This window comes from Pseudomonas sp. JZ134 (genome assembly GCF_051027695.1).
Lineage (GTDB): Bacteria > Pseudomonadota > Gammaproteobacteria > Pseudomonadales > Pseudomonadaceae > Chryseomonas > Chryseomonas luteola.
Genome location: NZ_CP069250.1, coordinates 1,729,120 through 1,741,480 on the forward strand (window position 1 = coordinate 1,729,120; position 12,361 = coordinate 1,741,480).

13 protein-coding genes are annotated in these 12,361 nt (G+C 58.6%); 11 read left to right on the forward strand and 2 right to left on the reverse strand.

What is annotated here, in order from left to right; all coding sequences use genetic code 11:
* The first annotated feature begins 49 nt into the window (after nucleotides 1–49).
* The 10 genes from cobO to JQR86_RS08130 are packed head-to-tail and all read left to right on the forward strand — an operon-like array spanning nucleotide 50 to nucleotide 8,856.
* A complete protein-coding gene (gene cobO / locus JQR86_RS08085) occupies nucleotides 50–691 on the forward strand; it encodes a cob(I)yrinic acid a,c-diamide adenosyltransferase (protein ID WP_434154668.1) in 642 nt (213 codons plus the stop codon).
* The gene (locus JQR86_RS08090) at nucleotides 688–1,989 is read left to right on the forward strand and encodes a cobyrinate a,c-diamide synthase (RefSeq protein WP_434154670.1); all 1,302 of its coding nucleotides are present in this window, start codon (nucleotides 688–690) and stop codon (nucleotides 1,987–1,989) included. Before cobO ends, JQR86_RS08090 begins: the two co-directional genes overlap by 4 nt.
* Nucleotides 1,986–2,651, forward strand: coding sequence for a 5,6-dimethylbenzimidazole synthase (gene bluB / locus JQR86_RS08095; RefSeq protein WP_122042305.1), 666 nt, complete (start codon nucleotides 1,986–1,988; stop codon nucleotides 2,649–2,651). The genes JQR86_RS08090 and bluB overlap by 4 nt, the downstream gene beginning before the upstream one ends.
* Entirely contained in the window at nucleotides 2,648–3,556 is a 909-nt protein-coding gene (gene cbiB / locus JQR86_RS08100; protein ID WP_434154671.1) for an adenosylcobinamide-phosphate synthase CbiB, read from the forward strand. Before bluB ends, cbiB begins: the two co-directional genes overlap by 4 nt.
* Nucleotides 3,549–4,538, forward strand: coding sequence for a threonine-phosphate decarboxylase CobD (cobD, locus tag JQR86_RS08105; RefSeq protein ID WP_434154672.1), 990 nt, complete (start codon nucleotides 3,549–3,551; stop codon nucleotides 4,536–4,538). Before cbiB ends, cobD begins: the two co-directional genes overlap by 8 nt.
* Nucleotides 4,535–5,992: a cobyric acid synthase gene (locus JQR86_RS08110; protein WP_312509811.1), complete on the forward strand. Its 1,458-nt coding sequence runs from the start codon at nucleotides 4,535–4,537 to the stop codon at nucleotides 5,990–5,992. The genes cobD and JQR86_RS08110 overlap by 4 nt, the downstream gene beginning before the upstream one ends.
* Entirely contained in the window at nucleotides 5,989–6,510 is a 522-nt protein-coding gene (cobU, locus tag JQR86_RS08115) for a bifunctional adenosylcobinamide kinase/adenosylcobinamide-phosphate guanylyltransferase (protein WP_407361916.1), read from the forward strand. Before JQR86_RS08110 ends, cobU begins: the two co-directional genes overlap by 4 nt.
* Nucleotides 6,507–7,562 carry a nicotinate-nucleotide--dimethylbenzimidazole phosphoribosyltransferase gene (gene cobT, locus JQR86_RS08120; protein WP_407361915.1) on the forward strand — a complete coding sequence of 352 codons (1,056 nt, stop codon included), beginning with the start codon at nucleotides 6,507–6,509 and terminating at the stop codon, nucleotides 7,560–7,562. Before cobU ends, cobT begins: the two co-directional genes overlap by 4 nt.
* The gene (gene cobC / locus JQR86_RS08125; RefSeq protein ID WP_286788800.1) at nucleotides 7,559–8,137 is read left to right on the forward strand and encodes an alpha-ribazole phosphatase family protein; all 579 of its coding nucleotides are present in this window, start codon (nucleotides 7,559–7,561) and stop codon (nucleotides 8,135–8,137) included. The genes cobT and cobC overlap by 4 nt, the downstream gene beginning before the upstream one ends.
* Entirely contained in the window at nucleotides 8,122–8,856 is a 735-nt protein-coding gene (locus tag JQR86_RS08130; RefSeq protein ID WP_407361914.1) for an adenosylcobinamide-GDP ribazoletransferase, read from the forward strand. Before cobC ends, JQR86_RS08130 begins: the two co-directional genes overlap by 16 nt.
* 44 nt (nucleotides 8,857–8,900) lie before the next feature.
* Here JQR86_RS08130 and JQR86_RS08135 read toward each other — a convergent pair whose 3' ends face one another.
* The gene (locus JQR86_RS08135) at nucleotides 8,901–10,196 is read right to left on the reverse strand and encodes an outer membrane protein transport protein (protein WP_010794728.1); all 1,296 of its coding nucleotides are present in this window, start codon (nucleotides 10,194–10,196) and stop codon (nucleotides 8,901–8,903) included.
* Between the two features lie 141 nt (nucleotides 10,197–10,337).
* Nucleotides 10,338–10,817: a hypothetical protein gene (locus tag JQR86_RS08140; RefSeq protein WP_407361913.1), complete on the reverse strand. Its 480-nt coding sequence runs from the start codon at nucleotides 10,815–10,817 to the stop codon at nucleotides 10,338–10,340.
* A 409-nt stretch (nucleotides 10,818–11,226) separates the two neighbouring features.
* Between JQR86_RS08140 and rnd the strand changes: the two genes are divergently transcribed.
* The gene (gene rnd / locus JQR86_RS08145; RefSeq protein ID WP_150347154.1) at nucleotides 11,227–12,354 is read left to right on the forward strand and encodes a ribonuclease D; all 1,128 of its coding nucleotides are present in this window, start codon (nucleotides 11,227–11,229) and stop codon (nucleotides 12,352–12,354) included.
* Nucleotides 12,355–12,361 lie beyond the last annotated feature (7 nt).

Here is a 12,361-nt window from a genome sequence, read left to right on the forward strand (position 1 = left end):
CGGAGCAGATCTTTCCGTTCGCCTCAGCCCTTGCCTGAAGGAGAGCGTCATGAGCGATACCCCAGAAACCCCCACCTCGTTACCCGTCGATGATGCTCGCAATGAGCGCCACCGTGAGCGAATGGTCCGTAAGAAAGCTGTCATGGACGAGCGGATCGCCAATGCACAGAATGAGCGAGGCTTGCTGCTGGTACACACCGGTATCGGCAAGGGCAAGAGCAGCTCTGCCTTTGGCATGGTGGCCCGAGCCTTGGGGCATGGACTGAAAGTGGGCGTCGTACAGTTCATCAAGGGACGCGTCAGTACCGGTGAGCAGATGTTCTTCCAGCGGTTCCCCGAGGAGGTCCGTTACCATGTGATGGGCCAGGGATTCACGTGGGAGACCCAGGATCGTCAACGGGACATCGAAAACGCTGCCAGTGCCTGGGCTGTGGCCAAGGCATTATTGAGTGATCCTGAAATAGCACTCGTAGTGCTTGATGAACTGAATATCGCATTCAAGCATGGCTACCTGAAGGTTGAAGACGTGCTGACAGATATCGAGGCGCGTCCGGTCTCCCAACACGTTGTCGTAACGGGGCGCGGTGCACCGCAGGCGCTGATCGACGCGGCTGATACCGTCAGTGAAATGGGCTTGGTCAAGCACGCCTTCCAGAGCGGCATTCGCGCCCAGAAAGGAATCGAATTTTGAACCTGCATGATCATCGTCGGTGTCCGGCGCTCCTGGTTGCTGCGCCGGCCTCCGGCCAGGGCAAGACCAGTGTAACGGCAGCCCTGGCACGTCTGCATACAAGACAGGGCCGCAAGGTCCGTGTATTCAAGTGCGGCCCGGACTTTCTCGATCCCATGATCCTGGCCCGTGCGAGCGGTGCGCCGGTGTACCAGCTTGACTTGTGGATGGTAGGGGAAGAAGAAAGTCGCCGGCTGCTATGGGAAGCGGCAGGCGAAGCTGATCTGATCCTTATCGAAGGCGTCATGGGGCTGTTTGACGGCACGCCGTCTAGTGCGGACCTGGCACGTCGCTTCAATGTGCCGGTACTGGGTATTATTGAGGCGACCGGCATGGCGCAGACCTTTGGGGCATTAGCCTACGGTCTTGCACATTATCAGGCGGATCTGCCCTTTGCTGGCATACTGGCCAATCGTGGCTCCAGCGCCCGGCAGACCGAGCTGCTCAAGGCCAGTTTGCCAAGCGGTATGCGCTGGTTTGGTGCCTTGCCGCGCAACTCGGGTATCGAGTTGCCGAGCCGGCATCTTGGGCTGATCCAGGCTGACGAGTTGTCGGATCTGGATGCACGTCTGGACGCTGCGGCCGATGCCATTGCTGCCAGTGCCGATACCTCACTACCGGAGCCTGTGCTGTTTCAGGCCCCTATGAAGAAGAGCGTCGAACCGCTGCTGGCTGATGTGCGCATCGGGGTTGCACGCGACGCGGCACTGTCGTTTCTGTATCAGGCGAACCTTGATCTTCTACGCGCTATGGGCGCTGAGATTCGGCATTTTTCAGTGTTGCAGGACCAGCAGTTACCGGAAGTAGACAGTCTCTACTTGCCGGGCGGTTATCCTGAATTACATATTCAACAGCTGTCTGGAAATACCGCCATGCAGTCTGCTATTCGGGCGCATCATGCCGCAGGCAAGCCCATTCTGGCCGAATGCGGGGGGATGCTCTATCTGCTGGAGCGCCTGGCTGACAAGACAGGCGAGCAGGGCGAGATGGTTGGACTTCTCGAAGGGGAAGCTACCTTGCAGCCACGTCTTACTGCACTGGCGCTGCAAAGCGTTGCCTTCGATAGCGGCACCTTGCGTGGCCATACGTATCATCACTCATCCTTGGAATCGCCACTGGCTCCAACGTTGCGTGGTATCTGCCCCAATGGCAAGGCCACGGCGGAGTCGGTGTTCCAACAGGGCCGCCTGACTGCCAGCTACATTCACTTCTACATGCCATCCGCCCCCGAAACGGCGGCTGCCCTGCTAGCACCATGAATCCTCACGCCTTTCCTTCCGCCGAGCAGGCCGGCGTCTATCGTGCTATCGCCGAACGACGTGACATGCGTCATTTCAGTGGCGGCCATGTGCCGGAGGATCAGCTGCGGCGGCTGTTGAGCGCTGCTCATCAAGCGCCAAGCGTAGGCCTCATGCAGCCATGGCGCTTTATGCGCATTACTGACCAGGGGCTGCGTGCCGAGCTTTACCGGCTGGTCGAGTCCGAGCGTGTCTGCACGGCAGAGGCACTGGGTGAGCGTAGCGATGAGTTCATGCGGCTCAAGGTGGAGGGCATAAAGGAGTGTGCCGAGCTGCTGGTGGCTGCCCTCATGGAGGGGCGAGAAGCCCATATCTTCGGACGCCGTACGCTGCCTGAAATGGACGTGGCATCGCTGTCTTGTGCGATCCAGAATCTATGGTTGTCCGCCCGGGCGGAGGGGCTCGGGATGGGATGGGTTTCGCTGTTCGACCCGGCTGCGGTGGCTGAACTGCTGGGGATGCCGGAAGGCAGCAAGCCGCTGGCCATCCTGTGTCTTGGGCCTGTCGAGGCCTTTTACAATCAGCCCATGCTGGTCGAGGAGGGTTGGCGAACGGCTCGCCCGTTGGATGAGCTTGTATTTGAAAACCGCTGGGGTTCTGTCAAGGAGACTGAAAAGACATGATTCTGGCCTTGACCACCTTTTTAGGTGTGCTGCTGGATACGATACTGGGCGAGCCTCGACGTTGGCATCCTCTGGTGGGATTTGGCCGGTGGGCAAACGCGCTGGAGCGCCGTTTCAATCCAGGCGGTGGCGGCTGGCGCAGTCACGGGCTGACGGCCTGGTGCATGGCTGTACTACCGTGGGTCGTCTTGGTAGCGCTACTCGATCAGATTCCCTACGTAGGCTGGCTGGTTGAGGCGCTGGCGCTGTACTTCGCGCTTGGCCTTAAAAGCTTGGGCGAGCATGCCAGGCCCATCGCGCTGGCGCTACGGCGTAATAACCTGGAGGAGGCGCGGCGGCGTGTTGGCTATGTGGTCAGCCGGGAAACCCGTGAGCTGGATGAAGAGGCTGTCGCGCGGGCAGGTACGGAATCCGTACTGGAAAACGGAAGCGACGCTGTTTTTGCGGCTCTCTTCTGGTTTGTCCTGTTAGGCGCCCCGGGTGTTGTTCTATACCGCTTGGCCAATACGCTGGATGCCATGTGGGGCTATCGCAATACCCGCTTCGAACGCTTTGGCTGGGCGGCTGCACGCATAGATGATGGGCTCAATTATGTGCCGGCGCGTCTGGTGGCATTGACGTATGCACTGTTGGGTAACTTTGGCTCCGCTCTGCATTGCTGGCGAACACAGGCGCCTCGTTGGGACAGTCCCAATGCCGGTCCGGTCATGGCGGCGGGCGCCGGTGCGCTGGGCGTGACACTGGGTGGTCCAGCGCGCTATCACGGCGAGCTACATGATCGGCCTGTTCTGGGATTGGGGCCTGCACCCACAGCGCACAGTATCGATATGGCACTGCTGCTCGTCCGTCGGGGCGTTATGCTCTGGGTGGCCGTTATCGTGCTGGGAGGCGTGATCAGTGCTTGAGCATGGCGGACGTCTGCGCAAGGCTGCGCAGCGCTATGGTATCGCGTTGGAGGATTGGCTGGACCTGTCGACAGGGCTTGCGCCTATGCCCTGGCCAATACCCCACATACCGTTATCAGCCTGGGCGCGTCTGCCCGAGACAAACGACGGCCTGGAGGAGGCTGCTGCTTGTTACTACAGGGCTCCACGGGTGCTGCCTGCTGCCGGCTCGCAGGCGGCCATCCAGGCTCTTCCCACACTTCGTCCTGAGGGGCGAATAGGCGTACTGGCGCCCTGTTACGCCGAACACGAGCAGGCCTGGGAGCGAGCAGGGCATTATGTTGTACCCCTGTCACTCGACGATGTAGAGGCAGCGCTAAGCACGCTTGACGTCTTGGTTCTGGTCAACCCGAACAATCCTACCGGACAGCTTATCGAGCCTGAGCGGCTGCTCCGCTGGCATGCCAAGCTGACCGACCGGGGTGGTTGGCTAGTCGTGGATGAGGCGTTCATGGATCTCTCTCCCGCTTACAGTCTGGCCTCATGGACGGGTCGGCCAGGATTGATCGTACTGCGGTCTTTCGGGAAATTCTTCGGTCTTGCCGGTATCCGTCTGGGCTTTGTGCTGGCTGAGGCGAACTTGCTGGAGCGACTGGACGATGTTTTGGGCCCTTGGACAGTCAGTGGTCCAGCTCGGGCCGTGGCACGTGAAATTCTGCTCGATGAGCGTGGTCATGACCGGCAGCGCAAGAGGCTTGCGGTGGCAGGGCAGCGCCTGGCTGATGTATTGACCGCTCATGAGCTGGTGCCTGATGGCGGGTGCGGTCTGTTTCAATGGTTGTCTCGACCCGATGCTGAGGCGCTTCATGAGTTCCTGGCCAGACGAGCCATCCTCACGCGTTTTTTCCCTTCAATAGCGGGCATCCGCTTTGGTCTTCCCTGTGATGAAGCCGGTTGGACGCGACTCACCCTGGCTTTGCAGGCATACAAGGATTCCTTATGACAACCGTGATGGTGCAGGGCACCACCTCCGATGCCGGCAAGAGCACCTTGGTCGCCGGTTTATGCCGCTGGCTCAAACGCCAGGGAGTGGCTGTCGTACCGTTCAAACCACAAAACATGGCTCTTAACAGTGCCGTCACGGCAGACCATGGTGAGATAGGGCGCGCCCAGGCTGTACAGGCTCAAGCCTGTGGAATCGCGCCGCATACAGATATGAATCCCGTGTTGCTCAAACCCAATACGGATATCGGCGCACAGGTCATTATTCATGGTCGTGCAGTGGCTACGATGGATGCCAAGACCTATCACGGCTATAAGCGTATCGCTCGCGAGGCGGTGCTGGAATCCCATGCGCGTCTGGCCGGCCGATACGAGGTGATCATGGTGGAAGGAGCAGGCTCGCCCGCAGAAATCAACCTGCGTGAAGGTGATATTGCCAACATGGGGTTTGCCGAGCGCGTGGACTGCCCGGTTATCCTGATCGCTGATATCGACCGGGGCGGTGTCTTCGCCCATCTCGTGGGCACGCTAGAGCTTCTCAGCGAGTCGGAGCAGCAGCGTGTGGCAGGTTTCGTTATCAACCGTTTCCGTGGCGATATTGCATTGCTCAAGCCGGGCCTGGACTGGCTGGAAGCGCGGACGGGCAAGCCGGTGCTGGGTGTTCTGCCTTACTTGCACGACCTGCATCTCGAAGCCGAAGATGCGGTCGATACGCGACAGATCGCCAAGCGGGACGAGGTTATCCGAGTGGTGGTGCCGGTGTTTCCACGCATCAGCAACCACACTGACTTCGATCCGTTAAGGCTGCATCCCCAAGTCGAAATCAGTTTTGTAAGACAAGGTCAGGCGCTACCGCCTTGCGACCTGATCATTCTTCCTGGGTCAAAAAGCGTGCGAGGCGATCTGGCCTTCATGCGCAAACAGGGGTGGGATACTGATATCCAACGGCATCTCCGTTATGGAGGACGCGTGCTGGGTATTTGTGGCGGCTATCAGATGCTGGGCCGTACCGTAAGTGACCCGCTCGGGCTGGAAAGTGATCCAGGTGACAGCGCAGGTTTGGGCGTGCTCGACATGAACACCGAGCTGGCCGCTGAAAAACAACTCCGTAATGTCGCGGGCTGCCTGGCGGCTACCCGGTCTGCCGTAACAGGGTATGAGATTCATGCGGGAGTCACCGAAGGGGCCGCCTTGGAGCGACCTGCCATTATCCTGGATGATGGTCGCTGCGATGGCGCACTGAGCGAAGACGGGCTGATCATGGGAACCTACCTGCATGGGTTGTTCGAGTCGCCTGATGCGTGCACCGCCTTGTTGCGCTGGGCGGGGCTGACTACTCCTGAACGTGTTGACTACCATGCCTTGCGCGAGCGCGATCTCGAACGGCTGGCGGACTTGGTCGACCAGCATCTGGACACCGCGAAATTGCGTGCTTTATGTGGAATAAACCAATGAAGGAATTGATTCTGGGGGGCGCGCGTTCGGGCAAGAGTCGCCTTGCAGAAAAATTGGCCACTGACTCAGGTCTGGATGTCATCTACATTGCGACGGCCCAGGCCTGGGACGGCGAAATGCGTACCCGAATTGCCCAGCATGCCGACCGCCGCCCCGTTGAGTGGACACTGGTGGAAGAGCCTCTTTATCTAGCTGCGGTGCTGCGAGCTCATGCTTCGGCTGGGCGCTGTCTTCTGGTGGATTGCCTGACCCTCTGGCTGACCAATCTTCTAATGGCAGAGGATGCCACTATGCTCGCCCGGGAGCGAGCGGCCTTGCTGGAAGCCCTATCCGAACTACCAGGCCATATCATTCTGGTCAGCAACGAGACTGGCATGGGAGTAGTGCCGCTGGGTGAGCTAACCCGGCGCTATGTCGATGAGGCGGGCTGGCTGCACCAGGCGCTGGCCGAGCAATGTGATCGTGTTGTGTTGACCGTGGCAGGTTTGCCAATGACGCTCAAAGGAGCTTCTTTATGACGCAGTACTGGTGGCAGGCACCCTGTCAGCCATTGGATGAGCGGGCCCGCCAGTTGGCGACGGCCCGCCAGGCGCAGCTTACCAAGCCGCGTGGCGCACTCGGGCTGCTGGAGCAGGTTGCGATTGATCTGGCGGCGATGCAGGGACGTGAACGGCCTGTTATCGAGCACGTGGCAATCAGTGTCTTCGCAGGGGATCACGGTGTCGTGGAGGAAGGGGTGTCGGCCTATCCTCAGGCGGTGACAGGCGAAATGCTGCGCAACTTTGTTGGCGGTGGCGCTGCCATCAGCGTTCTGGCGCGTTCGCTCAAGGCTCCGCTGGAGGTCATTAATCTGGGAACCGCTGAGCCAATGGAGGCGTTGCCAGGCGTTATTGATCGTCCTCTTGGTCCAGGTACGGCCAACTTTACTCGCGAGCCGGCCATGACTGTTGCTCAATGCGAGGCAGCTCTGCAGGCAGGACGAGACAGCGTCCAGAAAGCCAAGGCAAGCGGCGCTCAGCTGTTTGTCGGTGGTGAGATGGGGATTGGCAACACCACGGCGGCCAGCGCTATGGCTTGCGCGCTATTGGAGGCCTCACCTATTGCTATGACGGGGCCGGGAACCGGACTCGATGCAGATGGCATCGCTTTGAAGGTCGCGGTTATCCAGCGTGGTCTGCTACGCCATGCGGAGTCATTGAGTAACCCACTAAAGGTGTTACGCCGTCTGGGTGGCTTCGAGATTGCCGCGTTGACCGGTGCTTACCTTGCCTGCATGCAGGAGGGAGTTCCGGCGTTGGTCGATGGGTTCATCAGCTCTGTTGCCGCCTTGTGCGCCGTACGAATGAGCCCCACCGGGCGTGAGTGGCTGCTGTTTGCTCACAGCGGAGCCGAGCCGGGCCATGCACTTGTGCTTGAAGCACTCAACGCTCAGCCGCTGATTGAGCTGGGGCTGCGTCTGGGGGAGGGAAGCGGTGCAGCATTGGCGGTGCCCTTGCTTCAGTTGGCGTGTCGCCTGCATGGCGAAATGGCGACTTTTGCCGAGGCCAGCGTATCGGATCGCCCGGCATGAGCCTGTTTCTGTTGAGACATGGGGAAACACAAGGGCCGGGTGGTTTTCGGGGGCGTCTGGATCATCCACTGTCGGAGCAGGGGTGGTCCAGTATGCGGGCCGCGGCCTTAGCATTACCGCCATGGGAGTTGATTATCAGCTCGCCCCTTGAGCGTTGCCGAGCCTTTGCCGAGTGGCTGGCGGGTATGCAGACAGTGGAGTGCAAACTTGAGCCTGACCTGCGCGAGTTGGACTTTGGCGATTGGGAGGGGCGTACCGCTGCCGAACTGATGGAGGGTCAGGCTGATGCCCTAGGCCAGTTCTGGGCTGATCCCTACAGTTTTACGCCGCCCAATGGAGAGCCGGTGGCCACGTTCGAACAGCGTGTCCTAGGCGCCATGGAGCGTATAGTCAGGCGTACAGCGGATACGCGCGCACTAGTGGTAACCCATGGCGGCGTTATCCGGTTGTTGCTGGCTCGGCAGCAGGGGCTACCTCGCAAGGATCTGCTTCAAGTAGAAGTTCCTTATGCCAGTCTTCATGCTTTTGAGGCGTCTGCCTTGAGCGACACGTACCCACCATGCTGCCCTTCCTGATTGCCCTGCAGTTCTTGACTCGTCTGCCGGTACGCCTGCCCGGCATGCCTCCACCCGAGAAAACCGGTGAGTCTTTATTGTGGTATCCCATGGTAGGCGTGCTGGTGGGTACCATTTTATGGCTGCTTGGCAACCTGCTCGGGCAAGCGGCTCCGGTATTGCAGGCCGCTATTGTTCTGGCTGTATGGGTCGCGCTGACCGGTGCGCTGCATCTGGATGGCCTGGCGGACACGGCAGATGCCTGGGTCGGTGGCTTTGGTGACCGTGAACGCACCCTGACAATCATGAAGGACCCTCGCTCCGGCCCGATTGCAGTCGTTGCAGTGATCATTGTGCTCTTGCTCAAGTTCGCGGCGCTTTACGTACTGCTTGAGCACAACCAGTTGGATGCCGTCCTCCTAGTTCCCTGGCTTGCGCGAGTTGCTCTGCCTGGGCTGCTACTCGTGACTCCTTACGCAAGGCCGGGAGGCTTGGGTCAGGTGCTGGTCGATCACATGCCGAAGCGGTTGCTGCGCCTTGTACTGGCCGCCCATGTCATCGTCATGTTGCTCGTGATACGCGAAAGCCTGATCGCTTTGCTGATGGCAGTGCTGCTCTTTCTATGGCTTCGTCGAGCATTCATGAAACGCCTGGGCGGGACTACTGGCGATACGGCGGGTGCGCTGGTCGAGTTGCTTGAGTGCGGTGTTCTGGTTGCGCTAGCCCTGACGAGTACCTGAATAAAAACGCCGCCTCAAGGGCGGCGTTTTTTCATACGTGTCTATCAGAAGCGATAGCTGACCTGAGCGGCCAAGCCATGGGCGCTGTTTTCAACCTTGGCACTGTAGGCCGGCTGCAAAGCAGTCGCTTCACGATTGATTGAGGCCTTGTCTTCCCACAGGTAGGCATAGGCAACATCAACGGTCAGATCAGGCGAAGGAGACCAGCCTGCACCAATCGATACGGTCTTGCGATTACCTACTGGAATACGCACGTTGCGGTATTCGTTGTCGGTCGGCGACGGATCGATTGCGAAACCAGTGCGCAGTACCCATTGGGGGTTCAGCTGATAGGAAGCGCCGATGGCATAGGACCAAGTGTCGTGCCATTTGAGTTCTTCATCCACTGTACCAAGGACATTGCCCAGAGTAGGTACTGTAGGCGTTCCACTGTTTTGTACTTCCAGCTTGTCCAGACGGCTCCAGCGGGTCCAGGTTGCGCCACCGTATAGTGTCCAGCGATCGTCAAGCTTGTAAGTAAAGGATGTATCCAGCGATTCAGGGGTAGTGATATCCAGCTCGGCATCGTACTTGCCATTCAGCGGGCTGATCAGACGATTGACGACGGGAGACAGACTGGACACGCCGCTGGCCTTGGTATGGCCCTCCAACTTGTATTTCACTTTGGAGTGGTAGGTGACCCCGACCGCTAACTGATCCGTTACATCGGCCAGCACGCCAATGTTGTAGCCCAGCGCAACATCATCGCCCTTGATTTTGACTTCCGCATCACCGCCGCCCAAGGGCGCAAGGGACAAGTTGCTTTCCAGCTTGCCTGCTATTCGGTTGATCGTAGGGCCAAAGCCAACGGATACGCGGTCATTGATCTTGTAGCTCAGCGTTGGTTGGACTGTAATGACCTCAACCTTGCTGTACGATCCGTGATAACGACCCTGGAAACTATTTTCATAGTCACTGATCAGCGCGTAGGGTACATAGATACCCAGACCAAAGTGCCAATCATCATTAAGTGGTGTTACAACGTAGCCGAACGGAACGGCGGATGTTGGCACCATATCCCCTTCGTTGGTGCCACGCGCATTCGAACGCACATTACTAAAATCGCTACTGGCATCAATTACGGCCGCTCCGCCGCTGATTTCAGTACGCTTGAGCTTGGACATGCCAGCCGGGTTACCAAAAACGGTCGAAGCATCCAATGCAGAGGACGAACGACCGGCAAAGGAAGTCCCCATGCCACTGGCGCTTTGCTCGTTGATGGCAATGCCGTTGGCAAGGCTAAGGCTAGAAAAACTGGCGACAGCCAGCGCAATTGCTGTTTTCAACCCTGTTGTTTTCATTGTTAGCGCAACTCCAGAAGATGACGCGGGCGGAAACTATCAGAACGGTGACCTTTTACCAACAGCCACGACGAGCGTATCGCTCAAAAAAGGTTTTAACAGTCTATTGGCCGTTATTCAAAAAAGACTACCGGGTCACACTCAGGCTACTTGGTTCCACGTCTCGCTGCAGCGCTGCCAGGCCATGTGAAAGTCGTGAATACGGCCTCTAGGATTGAAAACCTTACGCCATAACCGGGCCTGCCCCTGATGGTCGTCAGGCTCCGGTAAGGGCAGGCGTGATTCTTCGATCATGAGCCAGGCGATTGCTGTGGCATAACGAAGGTTGACGGTCAGCTCCAGATGAGGCGCCCCGAAAAAGGCATGTTGACTGGCGAGGCCTCGGACAAGGCTGGCCAGCTCAGGGTCGCGGGCCAGATAGTAATCCCAGAGGGCGGCATGCCGTTCGGCGGAAATTCGGTAAATACCGTGGTATTGCTGTGTTTCAAGCGTGGCGCCTAGCGCAGACTGCGTGGCGGCGGTGGCCAGCAGCATGGCCTCTGCTGACAGGGAATAGCGGTCTAGATAGACCAGGGTGGGACGAATAACATACTGACTCAATTCGCATGCAGCGATTCCCATGGCTACCTCATCACTAAGACAATGACCCGCTCGAGTCGAATGCCTGGTCGGTTGATGTTGTTTTCGTGTAGCCCCGACTTCTCTTGACGTTAGGCCTTGAACTTCAAGTTTAGCTTTAAGTTTCGCACGTAAACCTAAGCCCTTAGACGATTTTGAAGTTTTCATCCCTGCCCATATTCCGCTTGGTCACGTTAGACTCATGCCGCCAGGTTCGGATGGCGGTCGCCTCGGCAGGCTAGTGCCTGTCTGGTCATGCCGTGCAGCCTGCCCTATGTTCTAAGACAACGAAGCGCCCCAAATGTGGCAAATCGGGATGTTTGATAAGCATTAAGCGGCTTAATCTGGGCCTTTGATCTGCCTGAACGCTTCAGGATGGATATACTTCCGGTAACAGTACTGGAGGATTTACGTGGCTCTTGCTATCCAATGGCTCAAAGACGATGCCAGCCTTGCTCGACAATGCGCGTTCTGGCGCACCTTGCCCTTCATCGTGCTCGACACCGAGTTCATGCGGGTCGATACCTTCTATCCCATTGCGGGCCTCCTTCAGGTCGGCGACGGGCAGGGCGCTTTTCTGATCGACCCATTGACGATCAGTGACTGGGCGCCGTTGTCTGGGCTGTTGGAAGACAAGCAGGTCGTAAAAGTCCTTCATGCCTGCAGTGAGGACCTTGAGGTTCTGCTCAAGCTGACCGGAAGCCTCCCCGAGCCGCTATTCGATACGCAGCTGGCGGCTGCCTATCTGGGGCTGGGCCATTCGATGGGATATTCGCGTCTGGTACATGAACTGCTGGGTATCGCCCTGCCCAAGGATGAGACACGCTCGGACTGGCTTCAGCGACCACTGACGGAGCTACAGGAGCGCTATGCCGCGGCTGACGTGGAGCATCTGGCGGAATTGTATCTGGCGTTGTCTGAGCGCCTGGATCAGACGAAGCGGGGATGGCTCCTAGAAGATGGGCGTGAGCTGGTAGCCAACCTCAAGCAGGAGTCGGACCCCTATCAGGCGTATAAAGATGTCAAGTTGGGCTGGCGTCTGTCACGTCAGCAGCTGGCTGTGCTAAGGGCCATCTGTGCGTGGCGCGAGCAGGAGGCAAGGTTATGTAACCAGCCTCGCAATCGTATTGTGCGCGAGCGCTCCCTGTGGCCTCTGGCGCGACTTCAGCCCAAGGACAAGGTCGCGCTGGCCCGTATCGATGACATGCATCCTCGTACTGTACGTCAATACGGCGATCACCTGATCGAGCTGATCAGTGAGGCCGCCAAGACGCCTCCGGATCAATGGCCTGAGCCGTTATCCGAGCCGCTGCCTCCGGAAATCTCGCCGATTCTGAAGGACCTTCGTCTCATTGGCCAGAGTGAAGCTGAGCGCCTGACCATGGCGCCTGAACTCATGCTGCGAAAGAAAGTACTGGAAGCCTTGATCAAGAGTGGCTGGCCGGATGGTCAATATGTTTTACCCGACACGCTGCGCGGATGGCGCCGCGAGTTGATGGGGCAGGCCTTGCTGGATCGCCTGGCTGCCTTGCGAACCTGATGTTATC